The 23288-nt window shown below is 43.0% G+C and carries 23 protein-coding genes; 20 read left to right on the top strand and 3 right to left on the bottom strand.

The features are described 5' to 3' along the window. Positions 1–73: 73 nt before the first annotated feature. From accB to spo0A, 14 genes are all read left to right on the top strand, one after another. Positions 74–571, top strand: a complete 498-nt coding sequence (accB, locus tag QR721_RS07645; protein ID WP_348025623.1) for an acetyl-CoA carboxylase biotin carboxyl carrier protein — start codon at positions 74–76, stop codon at positions 569–571. Positions 572–584: 13 nt separating this feature from the next. Then, complete coding sequence (gene accC, locus QR721_RS07640) at positions 585–1934, top strand: acetyl-CoA carboxylase biotin carboxylase subunit (protein ID WP_348025621.1); 1350 nt, start codon at positions 585–587, stop codon at positions 1932–1934. A 14-nt stretch (positions 1935–1948) separates the two neighbouring features. After that, complete coding sequence (locus tag QR721_RS07635) at positions 1949–2332, top strand: Asp23/Gls24 family envelope stress response protein (RefSeq protein WP_348025619.1); 384 nt, start codon at positions 1949–1951, stop codon at positions 2330–2332. Positions 2333–2512: 180 nt separating this feature from the next. Beyond that, positions 2513–2887, top strand: a complete 375-nt coding sequence (nusB, locus tag QR721_RS07630; protein ID WP_348025617.1) for a transcription antitermination factor NusB — start codon at positions 2513–2515, stop codon at positions 2885–2887. Between the two features lie 20 nt (positions 2888–2907). Beyond that, positions 2908–3768, top strand: a complete 861-nt coding sequence (gene folD, locus QR721_RS07625; RefSeq protein WP_348025615.1) for a bifunctional methylenetetrahydrofolate dehydrogenase/methenyltetrahydrofolate cyclohydrolase FolD — start codon at positions 2908–2910, stop codon at positions 3766–3768. After that, entirely contained in the window at positions 3765–5117 is a 1353-nt protein-coding gene (gene xseA / locus QR721_RS07620; protein WP_348025613.1) for an exodeoxyribonuclease VII large subunit, read from the top strand. Before folD ends, xseA begins: the two co-directional genes overlap by 4 nt. Next, positions 5110–5343 (top strand): exodeoxyribonuclease VII small subunit, encoded by a 234-nt coding sequence (locus tag QR721_RS07615; protein WP_348025611.1) that lies wholly within the window; start codon positions 5110–5112, stop codon positions 5341–5343. The genes xseA and QR721_RS07615 overlap by 8 nt, the downstream gene beginning before the upstream one ends. A gap of 1 nt (position 5344) precedes the next feature. After that, positions 5345–6229 carry a polyprenyl synthetase family protein gene (locus tag QR721_RS07610; protein WP_348025609.1) on the top strand — a complete coding sequence of 295 codons (885 nt, stop codon included), beginning with the start codon at positions 5345–5347 and terminating at the stop codon, positions 6227–6229. Between the two features lie 331 nt (positions 6230–6560). Further along, entirely contained in the window at positions 6561–8330 is a 1770-nt protein-coding gene (locus QR721_RS07605) for a 1-deoxy-D-xylulose-5-phosphate synthase (RefSeq protein ID WP_348025607.1), read from the top strand. Between the two features lie 15 nt (positions 8331–8345). After that, the gene (locus QR721_RS07600) at positions 8346–9161 is read left to right on the top strand and encodes a TlyA family RNA methyltransferase (protein WP_348025605.1); all 816 of its coding nucleotides are present in this window, start codon (positions 8346–8348) and stop codon (positions 9159–9161) included. Between the two features lie 20 nt (positions 9162–9181). Next, complete coding sequence (ahrC, locus tag QR721_RS07595) at positions 9182–9631, top strand: transcriptional regulator AhrC/ArgR (protein WP_348025603.1); 450 nt, start codon at positions 9182–9184, stop codon at positions 9629–9631. A gap of 24 nt (positions 9632–9655) precedes the next feature. After that, positions 9656–11401: a DNA repair protein RecN gene (gene recN, locus QR721_RS07590; protein WP_348025601.1), complete on the top strand. Its 1746-nt coding sequence runs from the start codon at positions 9656–9658 to the stop codon at positions 11399–11401. A 139-nt stretch (positions 11402–11540) separates the two neighbouring features. Beyond that, positions 11541–12746 carry a SpoIVB peptidase gene (spoIVB, locus tag QR721_RS07585; RefSeq protein WP_348025596.1) on the top strand — a complete coding sequence of 402 codons (1206 nt, stop codon included), beginning with the start codon at positions 11541–11543 and terminating at the stop codon, positions 12744–12746. Positions 12747–12972: 226 nt separating this feature from the next. Further along, the gene (spo0A, locus tag QR721_RS07580; protein ID WP_348025593.1) at positions 12973–13758 is read left to right on the top strand and encodes a sporulation transcription factor Spo0A; all 786 of its coding nucleotides are present in this window, start codon (positions 12973–12975) and stop codon (positions 13756–13758) included. A gap of 229 nt (positions 13759–13987) precedes the next feature. Here spo0A and QR721_RS07575 read toward each other — a convergent pair whose 3' ends face one another. The 3 genes from QR721_RS07575 to QR721_RS07565 form a co-directional block, all read right to left on the bottom strand. Then, a complete protein-coding gene (locus QR721_RS07575) occupies positions 13988–14281 on the bottom strand; it encodes a hypothetical protein (RefSeq protein WP_348025591.1) in 294 nt (97 codons plus the stop codon). Between the two features lie 117 nt (positions 14282–14398). Then, a complete protein-coding gene (locus QR721_RS07570) occupies positions 14399–15745 on the bottom strand; it encodes an aspartate kinase (RefSeq protein ID WP_348025589.1) in 1347 nt (448 codons plus the stop codon). Between the two features lie 66 nt (positions 15746–15811). After that, positions 15812–16045, bottom strand: a complete 234-nt coding sequence (locus QR721_RS07565) for a DUF2627 domain-containing protein (protein ID WP_348025587.1) — start codon at positions 16043–16045, stop codon at positions 15812–15814. Positions 16046–16230: 185 nt separating this feature from the next. On the opposite strand from QR721_RS07565, the gene QR721_RS07560 reads away from it, so the two are divergent. From QR721_RS07560 to QR721_RS07535, 6 genes are read left to right on the top strand one after another with little or no spacing between them, the layout of a single operon-like run. Then, entirely contained in the window at positions 16231–17838 is a 1608-nt protein-coding gene (locus QR721_RS07560; protein ID WP_348025585.1) for a sigma 54-interacting transcriptional regulator, read from the top strand. A 15-nt stretch (positions 17839–17853) separates the two neighbouring features. After that, positions 17854–18810 carry a bifunctional enoyl-CoA hydratase/phosphate acetyltransferase gene (locus QR721_RS07555; RefSeq protein ID WP_348025583.1) on the top strand — a complete coding sequence of 319 codons (957 nt, stop codon included), beginning with the start codon at positions 17854–17856 and terminating at the stop codon, positions 18808–18810. After that, on the top strand, positions 18776–19828 hold the full coding sequence (buk, locus tag QR721_RS07550; protein ID WP_348025581.1) for a butyrate kinase: 1053 nt from the start codon (positions 18776–18778) through the stop codon (positions 19826–19828). Before QR721_RS07555 ends, buk begins: the two co-directional genes overlap by 35 nt. A gap of 27 nt (positions 19829–19855) precedes the next feature. Then, positions 19856–21277, top strand: a complete 1422-nt coding sequence (gene lpdA, locus QR721_RS07545; protein WP_348025579.1) for a dihydrolipoyl dehydrogenase — start codon at positions 19856–19858, stop codon at positions 21275–21277. 19 nt (positions 21278–21296) lie between these two features. Next, positions 21297–22301 (top strand): thiamine pyrophosphate-dependent dehydrogenase E1 component subunit alpha, encoded by a 1005-nt coding sequence (locus tag QR721_RS07540; RefSeq protein WP_348025577.1) that lies wholly within the window; start codon positions 21297–21299, stop codon positions 22299–22301. Continuing rightward, positions 22301–23284, top strand: a complete 984-nt coding sequence (locus tag QR721_RS07535) for an alpha-ketoacid dehydrogenase subunit beta (protein WP_348025576.1) — start codon at positions 22301–22303, stop codon at positions 23282–23284. Before QR721_RS07540 ends, QR721_RS07535 begins: the two co-directional genes overlap by 1 nt. Positions 23285–23288: the final 4 nt, after the last annotated feature.

Raw genomic sequence — 23288 nt, 5'->3', positions numbered from 1 at the left:
TCAATCTTTCATATCGTAAAATATGAAAGTAATATGAATCGTTTACCACAATTGCAATTAAGGGAGTGCCAACATGCTAAAGATTGAAGAAATCCAAGAAATAATTAAACTGATCGACAAATCCTCCATTAATGAATTCATATATGAAACAAATGGTACAAGTGTTACGGTCAAGAAAAGTGCTGATGAGTATACAATACAGCAGCCAGCTGCAGTAACGGCTCCGCCTGTTATCCAGCAGATTGAAAAGCCTGCTGAACCTGTTGTACAGGAACAAGCTCCACAAATAGCAGCGGCAGAACCTGCTACTTCAACAAAGAAAACAGTAGATTATGATTATGAAATTGTTTCACCAATGGTCGGTACTTTGTACCATGCATCTTCACCGGACAGCGATCCATTCGTTCAGATCGGAACTAAAGTATCAAGCAACACGACTGTATGCATTGTAGAAGCGATGAAACTGTTCAACGAAATTGAAGCGGAAGTGGACGGAGAAATCGTAGAAATTCTAGCTGAAGACGGAGAACTAGTCGAATTTGGCCAACCGCTCTTCAGGGTGAAGAAATAAGGAGGCGATCATAATGATTAAAAAGCTCCTTATTGCCAACCGCGGAGAAATAGCTGTTCGGATTATTAGAGCATGCAAGGAAATGGGAATTGAGACTGTTGCAGTCTACTCGGAAGCAGATAAGGAATCTTTGCATGTAAAGCTTGCAGATGAAGCTTATTGCATTGGTCCGATCGCTGCTAGGGACAGCTATCTCAATTTCACAAATATCATGAGCATTGCCACATCCATAGGGGTAGACGCCATTCATCCTGGATACGGTTTTCTTGCTGAAAATGCCGATTTCGCTGAAATTTGCCGGGCTTGCAATGTAACATTTGTCGGCCCTTCTCCTGAAGCGATTCAGCAAATGGGAATTAAAGATGTAGCTCGTGAAACAATGAAAAAAGCTGGCGTCCCAATTGTGCCCGGCTCTGAAGGCATCATCCGTGATGAGGAAGATGGACTAAAAATTGCAAAAGAAATCGGTTTCCCAGTCATCATCAAAGCGACTGCAGGTGGTGGAGGCAAAGGGATTCGCGTTGCCCGTACAGAAGAGGAACTTATTAAAGGCATTCGAGTTACACGTAAGGAAGCTGAAACTGCCTTTGGTAATCCGGGTTTGTATATTGAGAAATTCATTGAGGACTTCCGTCATGTAGAAATTCAGATCATTGCCGATACGCATGGCAATGCTGTTCATCTCGGAGAGCGGGATTGTTCTATTCAGCGTCGACTTCAGAAATTAATTGAAGAAACGCCATCTCCAGCTGTTACACCTGAAATTCGTGAAGCAATGGGTAGTGCAGCCGTAAAAGCGGCAAAGGCTGTAAATTATGTTGGAGCTGGAACGATTGAATTTATTTTCGATCGCAAGAGCAAGCAATTTTACTTTATGGAAATGAACACGCGTATCCAAGTGGAGCATCCGGTTACTGAAATGGTAACAGGTTACGATTTGATTAAGGAAATGATTCGTGTATCTGACGGAGAGCCACTTTCCTTTACTCAGGAAGAGGTAGAGTTTGAAGGCTGCGCAATTGAATGCCGTATCAATGCGGAAAATCCATTCAAGAACTTCATGCCATCTGCAGGAAAAATTGACATGTATCTCGCTCCGGGTGGTTTTGGTGTTCGCGTTGATTCAGGGGCATATCCTGGGTACACAATTTCTCCACATTATGACTCAATGATTGCCAAGCTAATCGTCCATGCACCGACAAGAGATGAGGCGATTCGCCGTATGCATAGAGCTTTGGATGAGTTTATAGTGGAAGGAATCCATACGACAATTCCATTCCATCAGCTAATCATGGATAATGATGTATTTATCGCTGGTGATTTCAACACGAATTTCCTTGAAGAGAATAAAGTGCTCGATTAAGGAGGCATTTCCTAATGGATGAGAAACATTTGCTCGACATCGGTATTGATGAAACGATGGGAAAAGTGGAAATTGCTCCAGATGTCATTGAAGTGATTGCCGGTATTGCCGCTTCCGAGGTGACAGGAGTCTGGTCTCTTCGAGGTAGTTTCGCAGAACGACTCGGCAAGAAGACACACTCCAAAGGTGTCAAAGTAGACCTGCGGGACGATAGTATTGGAATTGACCTCTATGCAATCCTAAAAATGGGTGTTTCGATTCCGGCGGTCTGTCAGGAAATTCAGCAAAATATTAAACAATCAATTAAAAGCATGACATCCTTGCATGTTAGTGAAGTGAACATACACGTTGTTGGCATGCAGGCGGAGGAAAGATCTGCCTCTGCTTCAGGAAAATAAAAAGGGCAAGCAGGTCAAAAGTGTAATTCTTTTGGCCTTGCATGCGTTTCAGGCAAATATGCAAAACAGGGTTCATTTACCTACATGAGGGTATCATATAGATGGGTAAGCTGACGTTTATATGATAAGCCTCATGGAAATGGACTTACCTGTCATTTAGCAATAGAAGGAGTTAATTCAATGAATCGGCACCAAGCCAGAGAGAAAGCTTTCCAGATGCTTTTCCAGCTTGAATTGAACAAGCGGGAACTTCCGGATGCATTGAAAGATAATGAAGGAAATGCGCTGCAAGATCCTTTCCTGATGAAACTTATTGAAGGCGTTACAGCTCACAAAGAAGAGATCGATTCACTAATTGCATCACATTTGGAAAATTGGTCATTTGATCGGCTTGCCATTGCTGAGAAAACGATTTTAAGGATTGCTGTATATGAGATGAGACACATGGAAGATATCCCAACAAATGTATCCATCAACGAAGCAGTCGAACTTGCAAACAAGTACGGCGATCAAAAATCAGGCAAGTTTGTAAATGGAGTGCTATCGAAATTCTAATCGAGAAGGGGATGCTCGCTATGTCAAAAACTGCAGAAGTGATTAACGGCAAGGATTTATCTCATGAATTGAAAATGGAAATGAAACAGGAAGTAGCACAGCTTGAGAAAGAGGGAATTGTTCCGCATCTTACAGTTGTTCTTGTCGGTGAGGATCCGGCTTCCAAGTCCTATGTTTCCGGAAAGCAGAAAGCATGCACCGAAACAGGAATGTCATCTGACTTGATTAAATTGGATGAAACGGTCACTGAAGAAGAATTGCTGAAGCTGATTGATAAGTTGAATCATGATAACCATGTTCATGGCATTCTAGTTCAGTTGCCGCTTCCAAAGCATATAGCGGAACAGAAGGTCATTGAGGCAATTGACCCTTCCAAAGACGTAGATGGATTCCATCCAGTCAGCATTGGTCGAATGATGATTGGTGAAGATACATTTCTTCCTTGCACACCTTATGGAATTATTACAATGCTTAAATCGAAGAATATAGAAATTTCGGGCAAGCATGCCGTTATAGTTGGCCGCAGTAATATTGTCGGCAAGCCGGTTGGGCAACTGCTTCTAAATGAAAATGCGACGGTTACGTACTGCCATTCCCGTACAAAGAATTTGCGTGAGTTCACAAAGAGCGCAGATATTCTAGTCGTTGCAGTTGGTAAGCCACACGTAATCAATGGAGAAGACGTTAAAGAGGGCGCTGTAGTCATTGATGTTGGAGTCAATAGAATTGAGGATGGTTCTCTTACTGGTGATGTCGATTTTGATAGCGCTAAAGAAAAAGCTTCATACATTACGCCGGTTCCAAAAGGTGTCGGTCCGATGACAATCACAATGCTGCTTAAAAATACGATTAAAGCTGCCAAGGAACTGAACCGGAAGTGAGCGAACAAAGATATCTGACGGTCGCCGCCCTCACCAAATACTTAAAGAGAAAGATGGAATTGGATCCCCATTTGCGTAATGTTTGGTTGCGTGGTGAGATTTCCAATTTCAAACTGCATTCTCGCGGACATATGTATTTGACAATCAAAGATGATGAGGCACGGATGCAGGCCGTCATGTTTGCTGGCAACAATAAGAACTTGGCGTTCATGCCTGAGAATGGCATGAACGTCCTAGTTCGCGGCGAGGTCAACGTTTTTGAATCTTATGGACAGTATCAGCTATACATAAAAGAAATGGAACCGGATGGTATTGGCGCTTTGTATATGGCATTTGAACAGCTTAAAGAAAAGCTCGAAAAAAAAGGCATGTTTGAAGCTCGTTACAAGAAGCCGATTCCTTCCATACCGAACCGGATCGGTGTCATTACCTCACCGACTGGAGCAGCAGTCCGTGATATACTTACAACAATTTCAAGGCGTTTTCCGCTTGTTGAGACAGTCGTCTTGCCGGTTCTTGTTCAAGGGCCGAATGCGCCTGAATCTATTGTACAAGCAATAGAGAAAGCGAATGATCTTGGCAGTTTTGATGTCCTTATTGTTGGTCGGGGCGGCGGCTCTATTGAAGAATTATGGAGTTTTAATGAAGAAGCAGTTGCTGAAGCCATTTTTAACTCTCGTATTCCCATCATTTCAGCAGTCGGACATGAGACGGATACGACGATCAGCGACTTTGTCGCAGATCTTCGGGCACCCACGCCTACAGGTGCTGCAGAATTAGCTGTTCCTTCAAGAATTGAATTGATGGAAAGGTCTGGAGAATTGGGCAGAAGGCTTCAGCGTGCACTTGGAAATCTGCATACGGAAAACAGCAAAATGCTTAAGCGACTAATGGCCTCCTATGCATTCCGATATCCAGAGCAGCTGATTACGCAAAAGGATCAGCAATTGGATGCGGCTGTAGACAGACTTGCATTAGCATTTAAAAATAAGCTGGATAAAAGCCGTAATGATTTGCGCCAAATAGATGTCAGACTTATGCAGCAGCATCCTGAGCGCCAGCTGCAATCGGCTGAATCTGATCGTAAAGCGCTTGCTAAGGATCTACGTCAGGCAATGCAGCGCCTCATGGATAAAAAGCAGTCAGAGCTTGGTCTGCAAATTGAAAAACTTTCGCTCCTGAATCCGCTTGAAATCATGAAACGCGGTTTTTCCGTGCCATATGGAGCAGATGGTGAAATCATCCGTTCAGTTCGCCAAGTAGAGCAGGGTGAGCGCATTTCTGTAAAACTTGCTGATGGTCAGGCGGAATGCCAGGTGCTTGAAACGAAGGAGGATATCAATGGCTGAGCAGGAACAATTGTCTTTTGAAGAAGCAATGAAACAATTGGAAGACATTGTCGAGAAGCTTGAAGCGGGGGATGTTCCTCTTGAAAAGGCGATCGACTATTATCAGGAAGGCATGAAGCTTTCCAAATTATGCAATGATAAGCTCGTATCCGTTCAGGATAAAATGGTTCAGATTATGAATGAGCAAGGAAATCTGGAACCATTTGACGTACAGGGGGAAGAGTAACGTGCATCAGGCACTGATTAAATTTATGGAAGAGCAGAAGGTCATGCTTCTACAAGAGATGGATGATGTGCTTGGGAGATTGGATATACCCAATAATCTGAAAGACTCTATGGCTTACTCATTGCAAGCAGGAGGCAAACGCCTTCGTCCAGTATTGCTTGCTGCCAGTAACGCAGCTTATGACAGTAATCCGAAAAAAATCCAGTCTTCCGCACTTGCTCTTGAGATGATTCATACATACTCACTGATTCACGATGATTTGCCGGCAATGGATGATGATGATTACCGGAGAGGTAAACTGACTAACCACAAAAAATTCGATGAAGCGACAGCCATTCTTGCGGGTGATGCTCTCCTTACTTATAGTTTTGAGCTAATTGCTGGAGACCCCGAGCTGTCTGATACTGAAAAGGTGCAATTGATTAAAATGTTAGCATCCGCCAGCGGTCCTGAAGGTATGGTAGCTGGTCAGATTCTTGATATGGAAGCTGAAAGGAAACCGGCCAGTCTCGCTGAGCTTGAAAGGATACATGCTCTAAAAACGGGCGCTCTTCTTGAGTTCGCCATCCATGCCGGTGCCTATCTTGGAAAAGCATCCGCAGAGCAGCTCTCCCATTTGAAAGAATTTGCCCACTATCTTGGTTTGATCTTTCAAGTACAGGATGATTTGCTTGATGTTACGGGTGATCCGGAAAAGCTGGGCAAACCCGTTGGCAGTGATGTTGCCAATGAAAAAAGTACTTATCCGAAGCTTCTCGGTTTAGATGGAGCTGAGGAAATGAAAGAGATTTATGTGCAAAAAGCAAAAACAGCTCTTGTAGAAGCGGGCGCTGCTGACTCCTATTTGATGCTGTTGATTGATCACATCAGCAGACGAGATCACTGATCTACTTGTTGGTTTGCGTCTTCGGGGCTGTGTTATAATGGATCATAGTGATTTCTTAAAATTTAGAACGATTGTTGCCGTTATCACATTTGTGCTAGCGGCTGTTTTTTCTTGATCTGATCATTGTTGATATTCTGATGATGGCATTAACTTCATTACAGTAATGACCATTCATGGGATGGCGGCAACGGGTCTTGTGGAGTAAAAGAAATTGAGCCGATCTTTTTGAATGTAGATGAATTTACCAGCTTCGGCAATGGTGTAATTAAAATTGGTTTTGGTATGTCTGTTGTTATTTCTAGCGTACTTCATGAACAAAGGAGTGGCATGGATGGAAATATCGTCAATTGAAAGTCCAGCTTTCTTGAAAGAGCTGGATGTTGAGCAATTGGAGAACCTGGCTAGTGAAATTCGTTCTTTTTTAATTGGCCAGCTTTCCAAGACAGGCGGACATCTTGGCTCTAATCTTGGAGTATGCGAACTGACAATCGCTCTTCATAAGATATATAATAGTCCTGAGGATCAGTTAATCTGGGATATTGGGCATCAGACATACGTTCATAAAATCCTGACTGGCCGTTCTTCAATGTTTCCTTTTTTGAGAAAGAAGAGTGGCATGTCCGGTTTTATTCATCGAGGAGAAAGTGTCCACGACATTTGGGAGGCGGGGCACAGTTCCACCTCCCTTTCTGCTGCACTAGGTCATGCAATCGTCCGTGACAATACCGGAAGAAGCGGCCATGTCATTGCAATAATCGGTGATGGGGCGCTAACTGGCGGAATGGCCATGGAAGCACTTAACCATTTGGGAGATAGCGGACGGAAAGTGACTGTAGTGCTGAATGATAATGGCATGTCAATTTCGCCGAATATTGGAGCGCTTAAGAACTTTTTCGCCGATGATGATTTGCATTTCAGGAAAACATTTTTCGAAAAGATTGGGATTCATTATTTAGGCCCAGTTAATGGCCATTGCATATCCGAACTGATTGATTGTTTTCAGGAAGCAAAATTAACTGATAGCCCAGTTTTTATCCATGTGCGAACAGAAAAAGGCAAAGGCTGGCTGCCTGCAGAAAATGATCTGCTTTCAAAAGGGCATGGGGTCGCACCATATGATCCTTATACAGGTGAGCCAACAACTACTGATATAACTTTGAAAGATTACAGTCAAACAGTGGCTGATGCACTTCTTGATATAGCAGAAACCAACTTTTTCACAGTGATCACACCTGCCATGATTGTTGGCTCCCGGCTGGTTGAATTCGGGGATCGGTATCCGGATCGCCTGATTGATACAGGAATTGCCGAACAGCATGCTGTGACATTGGCAGCCGGAATGGCGAATGCAGGAGGCAAGGTGTTCTTACCGATCTATTCTACCTTTCTGCAACGTGGCTATGATCAGGTAGTTCATGATGTGTGCCGACAAAATTTAAACGTCGCATTCGGAATTGACCGTGCAGGATTTTCAGGAGCTGATGGTGATTCACATCACGGTGTTTTTGATATTGCCTTTCTTCGCAGCCTGCCGAATATGATACTCATGATGCCCTCATGCGAAGTCGAGTGTAATATGATGACAAGGTTTGCGCTCGAGTACTCAGAAGGACCGATTGCGCTTCGCTATCCGCGTGGCAAAGTTGATGACTGGCTTGGTGTAGAGCCGATAAAGAAACTTGAAATTGGCAAATGGCAAGTCCTTAAAAATGGGACAGATGCAGCAATCATTACTTTTGGTCCTATTCTTAGAAAGGCAATGAATACAGCAGAAAGTTTAGCTGAATGTGGTCTAAGCATCATGGTGATCAACGCAAGGTTTATTAAACCGCTTGACGAGGCTCTCCTTGAAAGTTTATTTAAGCAACAAATTCCGATTCTTACACTGGAAGAGAGTGTTCTGGCTGGAGGCTTTGGGAGTTCAGTACTTGAATATGCAGCTGACCATGGATATAGTGGCTCAATTATTCGCCGGCTAGGACTAGATGACATATTTTATGGGATAGGCAGTGATGAAGAGCTGCGGACTGCTGCCGGTCTAACTGAAAATGTGATTGCTGAACAATGTACAAGACTTGTATTAGAGCGTGAACATGCTTAATAAAGGAAGGCGACTATGGGAAAGAAAAGACTTGATGTACTACTCGTTGAAAGAGAATTAATTGAAACAAGGGAAAAAGCGAAACGAGCTATCATGGCTGGCCTCGTATTTTCCGGAACCGAGAGAATGGACAAGCCGGGTGTAAAAGTTGAAGACGATATTCCATTGGAAATAAAAGGCCGGGTCATACCGTATGTAGGCCGAGGTGGTCTTAAGCTTGAGCGTGCACTGCAAGTTTTCCCGATTTCACCAGAAGGCCGTACAATGATTGATGTTGGCTCATCAACGGGAGGATTTACGGACTGTGCACTGCAAAATGGTGCAAAACTATGCTATGCAGTTGATGTAGGCTATAATCAGCTCGACTGGAAATTGCGCAGCGACGATCGTGTCGTCGTTATGGAACGCACTAATTTTCGCCATGCAACACCTGATATGTTTACAAAAGGGGCACCTGATCTAGCTTCCATAGACGTTTCCTTTATTTCTCTAAAGCTTATGCTGCCCCCATTGGCAGAAATTCTGGATGAGCGTAGTGATATTATTGCTCTAATTAAGCCGCAATTTGAAGCCGGACGAGAACAGGTCGGGAAAAAGGGAATTGTTCGAGATGCAAAAGTTCATGCTGCAGTCATCAAAGATATTCTTTCGTTTGCAAAGAACCTTGGCTATGTAGTGTGTGGTCTTACATACTCGCCGATTACCGGTGGCGATGGAAATATAGAATTCCTTGCACACTTTAAATGGAAAGCCGAAGAAGTGCCAGATGTAGAAATTGACATTGAGCACACCGTTGCTGAAGCACATGCAGCTTTAAAAGCGACGGAATAGTACTGGAGGATAATAAACAAATGAGCAAGATCCAAAGACATGTGAAAATTCGCGAGTTGATCGCTGATAATGAAGTAGAGACTCAGGATGAACTCGTGGATATGCTTAAAGCTGCCGGGTACAATGTAACCCAAGCTACGGTATCACGAGATATAAAAGAACTTCATCTAGTTAAAGTCCCGTCACTTTTCGGGAAATATAAATACAGTCTTCCTGCAGACCAGCGTTTCAATCCTCTGGACAAGTTGAAAAGGCTCGTCATGGATGCCTTTTTGAAAATTGACCATGCGAGTCATTTTATCGTATTGAAAACATTGCCGGGCAATGCGCAGGCAGTGGGTGCTCTCATAGACAATCTGAACTGGGAAGAAATTATGGGGACAATTTGCGGTGATGATACATGTCTAATTATTTGCAGGACTGAAGAAGATGCCCTAACAATAAAGGAACGTTTCATAAACATGCTTTAAGGTTTGAACTGGGGAGGTGAGACAATGCTTGCTGAGTTGTCCATACAGGATTTTGCGATCATTGATAAAACATCCGTTACTTTTCAGGAAGGTTTAACCGTACTAACTGGAGAAACAGGTGCGGGGAAATCAATTATTATTGATGCCATACAATTGCTTGCTGGAGGCCGCGGTTCAGTTGAATTTGTCCGGCATGGTGCAAAGAAGGCAGAAATCGAAGGCCTGTTCCTTATTGACAGGGATGATCATCCAATTTATGAGGCGGGGTCTGCTTACGGTGTTGAGATTTCGGATGGGATGGCTGTTCTGCAGCGTACAATCACTTCTGGCGGAAAAAGCATATGCAGAGTAAATGGAAAGCTTGTTACTCTGGCGATTCTACGTGAGTTTGGAAAAACGCTCATTGATATCCATAGTCAGCATGAGACGCAGTCTTTAATGGAACCTGACAACCATATTGAACTGCTTGACGCTTTTCGGCCTGAACAGATCAGCGTGGCGAAGGAAGAATACAGAAAGCTGTATGAACGCTTAACCGAGCTAAAACTCCGTTATAAAAGCTGGAGTAAAAATGAACAGGAAATGAGTCATCGCCAAGATTTGCTCGCTTTCCAAAAGAAAGAGCTTGAACAAGCAGAACTCCAGCCAAATGAAGATGTGGAATTGGAGAATGAACGTAACAGGCTCGCCAACTTCGAAAAGGTTCATAAAAGTTTGCAGACGGCTTACAATGCGCTGTATGGAGAGCAAAGGGGAATTGAATGGGTACGCATAGCGGAACAGGCTCTTCAGGAACAGCAGGATGCTGATGAGTTTATTTCTCAAAAAGCTGAAGCACTGTCCAATGCCTATTATGCAATTGAAGAACTTTCCTATGATATCCGTAATTATAGTGACCAGATGCAATATGATGAAGGACGTCTCAATGATATAGAAGCACGTTTAGATGAAATAAGCCGCTTGAAGCGAAAGTACGGATCTACTGTAAATGAAATGTTGGAATATCTGGCAAAGGTTGAAGAAGAACTGGAACAGATCACAAATAAAGATGTCCATCTAAATGAACTTGAAAATGAAATTCGGGAGCTTACGCATGATGCGTTCCTTGAAGCTAAACATTTGCATGAAATCCGATCGGCTGCAGCTGCGGAATTAATGGTGGCCATTCATGAAGAACTTCAAGGTCTCTATCTTGAGAAAGCGAAGTTCGTTATACGGTTCAATCCGGAATGGCATGATACGGACGCGCAGATTCTTGAAGCGCTTCAAACCGGTTCAGCAAGACTGAACGCCAATGGATTTGATCAGGTACAGTTTCTAATTTCAGCTAACCCTGGTGAACCTCCAAAAGAATTGAACAAAGTTGCATCTGGGGGAGAACTGTCACGGATCATGCTTGCGCTCAAAAATATTTTTGCAAGACATCAAGGTGTGACAAGTGTAATTTTTGACGAAGTGGATACCGGTGTAAGTGGTAGGGTAGCACAAGCAATTGCAGAGAAAATTTTCGAGATTTCTAAAGCATCACAAGTTCTATGCATTACACATTTGCCACAAGTTGCTGCTATGTCGGATACGCATAAGTTAATCAGTAAGACGCAAACAGATGAACGGACTGAAACATCTGTCAGAGAGCTGAACACAGATGAAAAAATCGATGAATTGAGCCGAATGATTACAGGTGCTTCTTTAACGGATACTGCAAAAATCCATGCTAAAGAAATGCTTGAGCTTGCAAATCATTTTAAATTGAAAACGGCTGAAAGCTGAGAATCCCGAGTTACATGGGATTCTCAGCTTTTTTCATTAAAAAAGGAAACGATACACCAGTTTATTTCGTCCTTCAGAATGCCACATTATGAAGGACAAATAAATCCCGAACAAGGGTGTGAAGAGGAGAGTGAACTGTTTGGATGATACACGCAAAGCAGGCATGTTACGGGCTGTCTTCATTTTACTGATGATCGGCTTTGTTCTTTTTGCAATGCCAGCACCGGGTGTGCAAGCGAAGCAGGATAACAGCCAATTGTCTAACGACAGATTTACAACAGATGAGTCCGGCTTTTTCGCTTCTGCTGAAGAAACGCATATTCCTGCTGCCGCTGCCGAGAGAAAAATTGATAAAGCGGCAGTTCAAAATCTGAAAGTTATTCCTGGAGGTCAGTCACTGGGAGTCCAGCTGGAAACGCTCGGTGTTCTCGTTGTTGGCCATCATCTTGTGACGACAGAGACAGGTAAAGCTTCACCCGGGGAAGAAGCAGAGGTAAAAGTTGGCGATGCAATTCTTGAAATCAATGGCGATAAAATCAACCATATGGAAGATGTCAAACCTTATGTTGAAAAGTCAGGTGCTGAAGAAAAGCCGCTTAACCTTAAGTTGAAGCGCGGAGAAAGAATGATTAAAACTGAATTGATGCCGAAAAAAAGCAAGAAGAACGGAGAGTACCAGCTTGGTCTTTATATCCGCGATTCTGCAGCAGGGATTGGAACGATGACATTTTATGAGCCTGGCTCAAAGAAGTATGGGGCATTAGGTCATATAATTTCTGACATGGATACGAAAAAACCGATCGAAATTAATAACGGAACGATAGTCCGCTCCTCCGTAACAGCAATTGAAAAGGGGAATAGCGGACAACCAGGAGAAAAGCAGGCCAAGTTCTCGATTGCAGATCATCACCTTGGAAATATTACAAAAAACAGTCCGTTTGGTATTTTTGGAAAATTGAATGGTGATCTTGCAAATGGCATGATGGATCAGCCATTGCCAATTGCACTGTCCAATGAAGTGAAAGACGGGCCAGCTAAAATTCTTACAGTAGTAAAAGGCGAGAAAGTTGAAGCATTTGATGTAGAAATTGTAAGCAATGTGCCACAAAAGCACCCAGCAACAAAAGGAATGGTTGTCAAGATTACGGACAAAGAGCTGTTAAAACGTACTGGTGGTATTGTGCAAGGCATGAGCGGAAGCCCGATTATCCAAAATGGTAAAGTAATTGGTGCTGTAACTCATGTATTTGTAAACGATCCAACTTCCGGATATGGCGTTCATATTGAATGGATGCTGCAGGATGCTGGAATTGATTTATACAAAAGTAATAAAAAAGCGAGCTGAACTGCCAAAAGACTGTCCGAAGATGAGGGCAGTCTTTTTGGCGTATTTTGTCTGATTTAAGAGAAGCAGGGCGTAAATACGACTAAACGAAAGCAAATCAAAGAAAAATAATAAAATACTCAAAGAAATTCAATTTTTCAAAAGGATAAATGTCTCCTATGTCGAATATGTTGTATAGGACAGAACAGAACTTGTATTGTATGCGTTACATAAGGAGGAAAAAGATTTGAACAAGATAAAATTATGTCTTGTGGATGATAACAGAGAACTCATCCGTATGATGGAAGAATATTTTGAAACGCAGAAGGATATTGAAGTTATTGGTGTAGCTTTTAACGGACAATCCTGCCTTGAATTGCTTGATGAAGTTGAACCCGATGTACTTATTCTCGACATCATCATGCCTCATATAGATGGACTAGCTGTTTTGAATAAATTGCGACAGCAGAACCGATCTTCCTACCCGAATGTTATTATGCTTACAGCTTTTGGTCAGGAAGAGGTTATGAAAAAGGCAGCAGATATGGGTGCTTCCTATTTCATGCTCAAGCCATTTGATATTGAAAATCTCGGTGATCAAATTCGCCAGATTCAAGGAAGACCTTCTAATATTCAGACAGTCAGTCATGTCAGTGGAGGCAGCGGTCTCAGGAAGAAACATGATCTTGAAGCAAGCATTACAAATATCATTCATGAAATTGGTGTTCCGGCACATATTAAAGGCTATCAGTATTTGCGTGAAGCAATCACTATGGTTTACCATGACGTTGAATTGCTTGGCTCAATTACAAAAGTGCTTTATCCGGATATTGGAAAAGCATTCAATACGACAGCTTCGAGAGTTGAACGGGCAATCCGTCACGCCATCGAAGTCGCCTGGAGCCGAGGCAATATGGATTCCATTTCTGCTTTATTCGGATATACAGTAAGCATTTCCAAAGCAAAACCGACGAATTCAGAGTTCATTGCAATGGTTGCTGACAGACTCCGTTTGGAACATAAAGCTTCTTAACATCTAGAATAGTTTTCAGATTTAGCCCTCTCCCGTTCACTTCGATCTGTGAGCGAGAGGGTTTTGCTTTTTATAGGGTAAATTTTAAAAAACTTCGCCTAACCTAAGATTTAAAGAGTTCTTGATTATAGTTTTCTCTATATTTACATAATTCGACAACAAAACGGAAAACCCTTTAAAAATTTTAAAAAACTCCAGCAGCCTGATAAATTACAGGCTGCTGGAGTGATCAATCATGTTCCTTTGAAGTTTTCCAAATCGGATTTTTAAAAATCGTAAGTGCGAGGGCAACAGCAAACATTCCGATTGAAATGATAAAATAGCCAAACCCGCCCCATGTGATACTTGAAGTGAAGGCTGAGATATATGAAAAGACAATCATCCCAACAGTTGCAAACCATGTGAATTTTATAGCTTTGTTTTTCGTTTTTTCAATTTTACTGAAAATGAAATAGACGATGAAATTTATTAGCATTCCGAGAAGGATAGGTGTTGCTATAGATATGAATTCAGCTGAAACCATAGGACACCTCCTTGCTCAGTATTAAACTCATTATACAATAATTTACAAAGTTTTAGAGGGATAAATCGGTTTTTTTGCATTAAAAAACCGCAACGCATAGGCGTTGCGGTGCCTTCTTTATCCAAAGAAAGCTTTATATAGGGAACGTATTGAGCGTTCCAGTCCTTCTTCTTCAATACCGAACATGATGGAAACTTCTGAAGATCCTTGGTTGACCATTTCAATGTTAACATTTGCTTCGGCAAAAGCATTTGTTGCTTTACTAATAATACCTATTGTACTCTTCATACCTTCACCAACAACCATAATCATAGCGAGGTTGCGACGTATCTTTAATGTGTTGACCTGGAGTTCTTGCTGAATGCGTTCTACTACACGTGTTTCTTTTTCAGGTGTGAATTCGCTGTTGCGGATGATGACAGACATATCGTCAATACCAGAAGGGACATGTTCAAATGAAACATGCTCATCCTCAAGTATTTGCAGTAATTTACGTCCGAAACCGACTTCACGGTTCATCAGATATTTCTCAACATAGAGGCTGCAGAAATCTGTATCACTCGCAATACCGACAACACAATTACCGTTTTGTTCCTTTTCCGCCACAATCATTGTACCTGGAGCGGATGGGTTATTCGTGTTCTTGATGCAGACAGGAATCTTCTCCTGGAAAGCAGGGATGAGTGCTTCGTCATGGAAGACTGAGAAACCAGCGTATGAAAGTTCACGCATTTCCTTGTATGTAAGAACAGTAATTTCTTTTGGATTTTCTACAATGTTCGGATTAACGGAAAATACGGAATCGACATCTGTAAAATTCTCATAAAGTTCTGCTTTCACGCCGGCAGCGATGATTGACCCTGTAATATCAGATCCCCCGCGTGAGAAAGTCATCAGTTTATCATTTGCAGTGTAGCCAAAGAAACCAGGAATGACGAGGACGCCTTCACGGTCGCGCAACTTATTAATTTCAGGGAAGCTTTCAGGCAAGATTTGGGCATTACCCGGCTGATTGCTTACAATCATACCCGCTTCCTTTGGATTAATATAAGTTGCTTGAATGCCAATTTTATTAAGATAGGCGCTGACAATCCTAGCAGAACTGTCTTCTCCCGATGCTTTCACAGCGTCAAACTTGATTTCGTCAGGTTCATCGCTTTCAAGTGTTTTCTTTGTAGAATCAGTAATTTCATCAAGCAAAGATTTTGGAAGATCCAGCTCTTCAATAATATCAGCATAGCGTTTTACAATTTTCTCGAAAACAGACTCGTATGCTTTTCCACTTGCATATGTGTCACCAAGTTCGATCAGAAGGTCAGTAACTTTGATATCCTCTTTATTACGTTTTCCTGGTGCAGAAACAACTACAAATTTGCGAGAATCGTCTGATTTAATAATATCGCACACTTTTTTGATTTGAGTTGCGTTAGCGACAGAGCTGCCGCCAAATTTGGCTACTTTCATTTTTCATATCCTCCTGTTGCGTTAAGAGATCGTCAATTGCAAGGACTGCAAAGCTTCTTCGGATTCTCATTGACGATGATTTTGTGCATGTCGATTGTTTTTGCGATCTCGATACACGATAAAGCCGCCAACAAAGACAAGCCCGCCAATGAAAAGAACCATGCCGGCAAAAAATTGCACGCCCGCATGTAACAGGAATCGGCTATATTCTCCAAAAAGTGCATCACGCATAAGCTTGATGCCTATTGCTGCGGCGATGCCAGGTAAAAAAAGTAACATGAGAGCCATAAATCGATTCATTTGCAATCTCCTTGAAATCGTTAAACCTATCAATGATTATAGCAAAACTATCTATTAAATCATACTGAAATCTTAAAAGAGTCAACCAATTAAGAAAAAAACCGAATGAAGGCTATTACTTGCTAATAATTGCATGGTTGTATATGATAAAAACAAGCAAATTCTTGCATGGTGGAGGTGAAAAAGTGGATAAAAGGCAAACTCCCCCTTATCAATGGCTACTTGAGCAATTTCCAGTTTTTTTTCTGACAGCAGACGAGCAGGGACGTATTCAGGCTGCAAATAAAGAAGCTGTTGAAATAGCAATCAGTAAAAACGACATTTTTGGAATGAAGGCAGAAGATGTATTCCCCGGAATTCATCTCGAGGAAGTACTGAGAAGCAGGCGTGGGGACTGGAACGGCAGATTTCGAATGGGTGACGGAGAAGACATGATCATGGCGAAGCTGCCACTTTTTGATGGTGAAGAAAAACTTACTGGAGTTGCGGCAATCGGTGCTAAAGTACGGGAAGTGATCCGATTAGCAGAGAAGCACGCAGATTTAAATGATTTAACAGTTCTTATGGAAGGAATCTTGAACGTTTTTGCAGAACCTTTTAGTATCGCAGACCATCAAGGACGTACGTGGTATGCAAATGATAGTTGTCTCCAGCTTTTAGGCCAGAGATCCGACTTGCCTGAACTTGAAAATGCCGTTCATAAACAAGTTCAACAGACACGCCGCGCTGTCAACCGATGCTTTGCAGCTGAGACAGGACACCATGGAGACCTTCATGTGCGTGCTGTCCCGCTTATGTTGGATGGCAAGCTGAAGGGAAGTATTGCTGTATATGAAGAAGATAAAGATCGAGTTCTAGAACAAGAATTGTCTGCTTCTAAACAGCTTGTTCGAAAATTGGAAGGCATGCGGCTCTTCGTTGATTTCTCCGCACAATCCGATACAATGCAGCTTGCTGTTGATCATGGGAAGCTTGCAGCCCGCACGTTACAACCTGTCTTGTTGCGGGGAGAGGAAGGGACGGGCAAGAGGCATTTCGCTGAAGCGATTCATAATGAAAGTGAACTTCGTTTCCAGCCTTTTATTATTCAAGACTGCCGCGAGAAAATTCCCGATCATCTATTTAGAACAGTTTCAAAAGGTACCATTGTACTTGAACATATTGAGTCTTTAAATAAGTCGGCTCAGCAGAAAGTTCTTGAATTTCTGGAGCAGGAAGAAAAAAGAGGAAGCCGAATCATTTGTATTACTTCTGCTAACCTTGAACAGGCAATCAGCGACCATGACTTTTCAAGAGAGCTGTATGCAATCCTTAGCAGAATGACTATATATTTGCCGCCATTGCGCTCTAGAAAAGCAGATATGGAAATTCTAGTAAACCGATTTATTTATGATTCAAATAATGAATTGGGCCGGTACGTACAATCTGCAACAAAAGAAACAGTTGAAATGTTAAAAAAGCGCACATTCTTGAAAAATATTGCAGAGTTAAAAGTTTTTATACAAACTGCAATGCTACGGACTGACCCAGAAGAAGTTTATTTAAAGCCTTCCCATTTTGAAAGCTCCAACACTTCAGAGAGAGTAAAGGAAGAGGAAGAGCTTGAGAACCACCGACCGTTGCAAGACGCTTTGGAAGATTTTGAAAAAAGATATATCCAGGACATATATAGGAAAAGTGGCTATAATAAAACCAAAACAGCGGATATGTTGAAAATTTCAATCCGTAACTTGTACTATAAGATGGAAAAGTACCATATTGATAAAACGAGCATGCAAAATAATGCAGAATAATAGATGGTGAAGTCAATGAATCATTTGAATGAACTGCTTGAAACAGCCAAGACTGAATTGCGGCCAGTTATAGCGGTGGCTGGAGTTAAAGGTTCCGAACTGTTCCATGCAGTCAAAGTGGCTCTTGAACTGAAGTTGGCTACTTTTCATATCTTTGGCACCCTGTCAGAAATAAGTCGCTTTCATCGTGAGACGGGTCTCGATTCGGATTTTGCAAGTATAAAAGCATATCCTGTTGAAAATGGATCGGCTGCTTCAGCTGCTGTGAGGCACATAAAAAGCGGTCATGCTCACATTTTAATGAAGGGCGATGTTTCCACAAAAGAAATGTTGCAAGCTGTATTAGATAGAGAGCATGGACTTCGTCAGGAGAAATTGCTTTCACATGTCGCTGTTTTTGATGTTCCGGGCAGAGAAAAGCCGGTAATTTTAACAGATGCGGCAATCAATATCTCGCCAGACCTTACTGATAAAGTACGGATTGCTGCTCATGCAGTGGATATCGGTCATACTCTTGGAATTAAGTGTCCAAAAGTTGCTGCCATCGCACCAGTAGATGTGATCAATGAAGCAATCCCATCTACATTGGATGCGGCAAAGCTTGCGGAAATGCAGGAAAAAGGGGAGATTACAGGTTGCTTAGTTGGAGGACCGATCTCTTTTGATAATGCAATATCTCCTGAAACAGCCCGTCAGAAAGGTGTCGCATCAAAAGTGGCAGGTTGTTCTGATATTTTGCTTGTCCCTTCTATAGAAGCGGGAAATGCGCTCTATAAAGCTTTTGTCTTTTTTGCCAGAGCAAAAGTGGCTGCTGTCGTTTGTGGAGCTTCAGTTCCAATTGTTCTTCCTTCCCGTGCTGATTGCTGGGAAAGCAAGCTATATTCAATCGCTCTTGCCATTATTATTTTCGGCAAGAATAGAGACAGGAGTGACAAGAATGCAGCGAATTCTTGCAATCAATCCAAAGGGTAAATCTACAGAAGCCGCACTTTTTGAAAATGAGAGCTGTCTCGTTTCCGCTGAAATATGCCATTCGTCCCTCGGTGAAGATGTTGAAAAGCAGACGCAGCAGAGGAAACAGGACTTGTTGGAGAAATTTTTCTCAATGGGACTTAATATTTCAAAATGTACAGCGATTGTGGGCCGTGGCGGCATCCTGCGTCCTTTAGAGGGCGGTACATACTGTGTTAATGAACATATGAAAGAAGATTTGCGAGATGGTTTCGCAGCTGGTCATGCTTCTGCAATCGGCGGCTGGCTTGCGGAAAGCATTGCAAATGATTACGGAATTCCCGCCTATATTGTAGATCCTGTCACTGTAGATGAACTGGCAGATGTTGCTAGGATGACTGGGATTCCCGAAATCAAGAGGAAAAGTGTTTTTCACGCACTCAGTCATAAAGCGGCCGCGAGGAAAGCAGCCAATATGAGGAACATTCCATATGAAGAAGGCAATTTCATCGTACTCCACCTCGGTGGCGGAATTTCAATCGGTGCTCATAAAGCAGGGTGCGTCATCGATGTAAATAATAGTCTTGATGGAGAAGGGCCACTGGCACCGGAACGGGCGGGTACTTTACCGGCTGGAGATATGATTGCTCTTTGCTATTCCGGAGACTTCACAGAGACTGATTTGAAGCGAAAAATATCTACCCTTGGCGGTTTAACGGCACATCTCGGAACAGGAAACCTTGACGAAGTGGAAAGACGCATTGAAGAAGGGGACGATCTGGCAGATAAACTGCTAGATGCAATGGTTTATCAATCCGCTAAAGAAATCGGGGCAATGGCTGCTGCTTTGCGTGGTGAAGTCCAGGCAATCGTACTGACGGGCAGGCTGAATGATCAAAGTCTGTTTGTTCAACGGCTGCTCGGTCCAATTGCATGGATTGCAGATGTGTTTGTTTTCCCTGGTGAAAATATACTGGAGTCACTTGCGTCCGGAGCTTTTCGGGTGCTGACTGGACTGGAAGAAGCAAAGAATTATTAAACAGGCATTTATTTTAGGAGTGATCGAATGGCTAAGGAATACGATCTCGTTGTACTTGGTGGAGGACCGGGCGGTTATGTAGCAGCGATTAAAGCGGCGCAGAGCGGTTTACAAGTTGCAATAGTAGAAAAGGAAAAGCTTGGGGGCACATGTCTTCATAAAGGTTGTATTCCCTCAAAAGCTTTATTGAGAAGCGCCGAAGTCTATGATCTTGCGAAACATGGTGCTGATTTTGGTGTTATTGCGGGAGATGTAAAGGTAGACTTTGCACGTGTACAGGAGCGAAAATCTGGTATCGTTGAACAACTTCATTCAGGTGTGCAACATTTGATGAAAAAAGGGAAAATTGATGTTTTTGAAGGGTTTGGCCGCATTCTCGGTCCAAGTATTTTCTCTCCTATGCCAGGCACAATTTCCATTGAATATGCAGATGGCCGTGAAAACACAATGATTGTACCGAAGCATGTACTAATTGCGACAGGTTCAAGGCCACGGACTTTGCCTGGGCTTGCGATTGACGGTGAATTCATCCTCAGCTCTGAAGAAGCGTTGGAGATGGATAGATTGCCGGAATCCATGCTTATAGTAGGTGGAGGAGCAATTGGAATAGAATGGGCTTCCATGCTTGTTGATTTTGATGTGGAAGTGACTGTACTAGAATATGCTGACCGGATTTTGCCTGGAATGGACAAAGATGTGTCTCGGACAGTACAGACTGAACTTGAAAAACGCGGTGTGAAATTTGTTCTTTCCGCTAAAGTGCTTCCAGAGACGCTATCCATTAATGAAAGTGTAGAAGTTAAGGCTGAAACGAAAAAGGGCTTGGAGCAGTTCACGGCTTCGAAAATGCTTGTATCAGTCGGCAGAGAGGCGAACACAGAAGGAATTGGGTTGGAGAATACTTCCATTGTAGTGGAAAACGGTTATATCCGGACGAACGAATTTTACCAGACCAAAGAAAAACATATATATGCAATTGGTGATTGTATTGGCGGAATTCAACTCGCGCATGTCGCTTCACATGAAGGAATCAAAGCTGTCGAGCATATGGCAGGGACTTTGGAACGGCTGCTTGACTATAATACGGTTCCTGTCTGCGTATACAGCAGACCTGAAGCGGCTTCTGTAGGTTTTACCGAACAAGAAGCTGTTGATAAAGGTTATGCAATCAAAATTGGTAAGTTTCCGTTTCAGGCAAATGGCAAAGCGCTTGTTCAAGGAGAGACAGCAGGCTTTGTTAAATTCGTTACAGATGAAGCGACTGATGATCTTCTCGGTGTCCACATTGTCGGTACTCATGCCACGGACATGATTACAGAGGCAGGACTTGCGAAAGTGCTCGATGCAACTAGCTGGGAAATTTCTGAAACGATTCACCCGCATCCGACATTATCTGAAGCGATTGGTGAAGCTGCATTAGCGGTGGACGGAAAACAAATACATGGATAAGCGACAGGAGGAAAAGGTTATGGCAGAAAAACGCCATGAAGCACTTGGTCTGACGGATCAGGATGTATTAGAAATGTATCGTGTAATGCTGTCAGCACGAAAAGTGGACGAAAGGATGTGGCTTTTGAATCGGGCCGGCAAGATTCCATTTGTCGTTTCCTGCCAAGGTCAGGAAGGGGCACAGGTTGGAGCTGCGTTTGCACTTGATCGTTCTCAGGATTATCTTGCGCCTTATTACAGGGATGTTGCAATGGTCATGGCATTTGGCATGACAATCAAGGAGCTTATGCTTTCAGCTTTTGCAAAAGCGGATGATCCAAATTCCGGCGGTCGTCAGATGCCTGGTCACTTTGGCAGCAAGAAATATCGAATCCTTTCTGGATCTTCACCAGTTACAACTCAGTTGCCACATGCGGTCGGTACTGCTCTCGCTGCAAAGATGCAAAAAAAGGATTTTGTCACTTTGACGGCACTTGGGGAAGGATCGACAAACCAGGGAGATTTCCACGAAGGACTTAACTTTGCAGCAGTTCATAAGCTGCCTGTTATTACATTTGTAGAGAACAATCAGTATGCGATTTCTGTTCCTGTGTCAAAACAATATGCTTGTGAACGTATTTCTGACAGGGCAATAGGATATGGCATGCCTGGTTACACAGTGGACGGTAATGATCCGCTTGCTGTTTATGAAGTGATGAAGAAGGCTAGAGACCGTGCAGCGGCAGGTGAGGGACCAACTCTTGTAGAAGCCCTTGTTAGTCGTCTCACAGCGCATTCAAGCGATGATGATCACCGTTTGTATCGGGAAGCGAGCGAGCTCGAAACCCTTAAAGAAAGCGATTCGCTAGCCAAATTCTCGACCTACTTGCGAGAGTGCGGCGTGCTTAATGATGAAAAGGAAACTGCAATGGCTGAAGAAATTGACAAGCTGGTGAACGAGGGAACGGAATATGCTGAAAAAGCAGCCTTTGGGGAACCAGCTTCAGCACTGCGGCATGTTTATGCAGAGCAGGAGGAAAACTAATGGCGATCATGACATATTTGCAAGCTATTACATTGGCAATGAAAGAAGAAATGGTAAGAGACGCAAATGTATTTGTCCTCGGTGAGGATGTCGGCAAAAAGGGCGGTGTTTTCCGCGCGACAGATGGTCTGCAGGAGCGATTCGGTGAAGAACGCGTGATTGATACGCCACTCGCAGAATCTGCAATTGCCGGAGTTGCAATTGGTGCGGCGATGTATGGGATGCGTCCGGTTGCAGAAATGCAGTTTGCTGATTTTATTATGCCGGCTGTGAACCAGATTGTATCGGAAGCGGCAAAGATTCGGTACCGTTCCAATAATGACTGGTCATGCCCGCTCACAGTACGTGCTCCGTTTGGTGGTGGCATCCACGGTGCACTCTATCATTCACAATCTGTTGAAGCACTGTTCGCAAATACGCCTGGTCTTAAGATTGTCATCCCTTCTTCTCCATATGATGCGAAAGGTTTGCTTAAAGCGGCTATTCGTGATGATGATCCTGTTCTCTTCTTTGAACATAAACGGGCATACCGTCTTTTGAAAGAGGAAGTACCTGAAGACGATTATGTACTGCCACTCGGAAAGGCAGAGGTGAAGCACGAAGGAACAGATCTTACTGTTATTACGTACGGACTCTGTGTACAATATGCGCTTGAAGCTGCCAAAGAGCTTGAAAAAGAAGGTATTTCTGCTGAGGTTGTAGATTTGCGTACTGTTTACCCGATTGACCGTGAGACAATTGTAGAATCTGCTAAAAAGACAGGGAAAGTCCTGTTAATCACAGAAGACAACAAAGAAGGCAGCATCATGAGCGAAGTTTCTGCTACGATTGCGGAAGAATGCCTTTTCGACTTGGATGCACCAATTCGCCGTCTTGCAGCACCTGATGTCCCAGCGATGCCATATGCGCTGCCGCTTGAGAAGTTTTTCCTTGTGGACCAGGATAAAGTTACTGCAGCTATGCGCGAAATGGCAGCTTTTTAAAAGA

This window comes from Aciduricibacillus chroicocephali, assembly GCF_030762805.1.
Lineage (GTDB): Bacteria > Bacillota > Bacilli > Bacillales > Amphibacillaceae > Aciduricibacillus > Aciduricibacillus chroicocephali.
Note: the sequence above shows the minus strand (reverse complement) of the source record. Positions and strands in the feature narration are given on the sequence as shown.

Excerpts from the sequence above, each read along its gene's own strand:
- folD (WP_348025615.1), top strand. The coding sequence starts at position 2,908 with ATGTCAAAAACTGCAGAAGTGATTAACGGCAAGGATTTATCTCATGAA.
- QR721_RS07600 (WP_348025605.1), top strand. The coding sequence starts at position 8,346 with ATGGGAAAGAAAAGACTTGATGTACTACTCGTTGAAAGAGAATTAATT.
- buk (WP_348025581.1), top strand. The coding sequence starts at position 18,776 with ATGCAGCGAATTCTTGCAATCAATCCAAAGGGTAAATCTACAGAAGCC.
- QR721_RS07555 (WP_348025583.1), top strand. The coding sequence starts at position 17,854 with ATGAATCATTTGAATGAACTGCTTGAAACAGCCAAGACTGAATTGCGG.
- lpdA (WP_348025579.1), top strand. The coding sequence starts at position 19,856 with ATGGCTAAGGAATACGATCTCGTTGTACTTGGTGGAGGACCGGGCGGT.
- QR721_RS07535 (WP_348025576.1), top strand. The coding sequence starts at position 22,301 with ATGGCGATCATGACATATTTGCAAGCTATTACATTGGCAATGAAAGAA.
- ahrC (WP_348025603.1), top strand. The coding sequence starts at position 9,182 with ATGAGCAAGATCCAAAGACATGTGAAAATTCGCGAGTTGATCGCTGAT.
- QR721_RS07570 (WP_348025589.1), bottom strand. The coding sequence starts at position 15,745 with ATGAAAGTAGCCAAATTTGGCGGCAGCTCTGTCGCTAACGCAACTCAA.
- accB (WP_348025623.1), top strand. The coding sequence starts at position 74 with ATGCTAAAGATTGAAGAAATCCAAGAAATAATTAAACTGATCGACAAA.
- accC (WP_348025621.1), top strand. The coding sequence starts at position 585 with ATGATTAAAAAGCTCCTTATTGCCAACCGCGGAGAAATAGCTGTTCGG.
- nusB (WP_348025617.1), top strand. The coding sequence starts at position 2,513 with ATGAATCGGCACCAAGCCAGAGAGAAAGCTTTCCAGATGCTTTTCCAG.
- QR721_RS07605 (WP_348025607.1), top strand. The coding sequence starts at position 6,561 with ATGGAAATATCGTCAATTGAAAGTCCAGCTTTCTTGAAAGAGCTGGAT.
- QR721_RS07540 (WP_348025577.1), top strand. The coding sequence starts at position 21,297 with ATGGCAGAAAAACGCCATGAAGCACTTGGTCTGACGGATCAGGATGTA.
- QR721_RS07635 (WP_348025619.1), top strand. The coding sequence starts at position 1,949 with ATGGATGAGAAACATTTGCTCGACATCGGTATTGATGAAACGATGGGA.
- QR721_RS07615 (WP_348025611.1), top strand. The coding sequence starts at position 5,110 with ATGGCTGAGCAGGAACAATTGTCTTTTGAAGAAGCAATGAAACAATTG.
- QR721_RS07565 (WP_348025587.1), bottom strand. The coding sequence starts at position 16,045 with ATGAATCGATTTATGGCTCTCATGTTACTTTTTTTACCTGGCATCGCC.
- QR721_RS07575 (WP_348025591.1), bottom strand. The coding sequence starts at position 14,281 with ATGGTTTCAGCTGAATTCATATCTATAGCAACACCTATCCTTCTCGGA.
- recN (WP_348025601.1), top strand. The coding sequence starts at position 9,656 with ATGCTTGCTGAGTTGTCCATACAGGATTTTGCGATCATTGATAAAACA.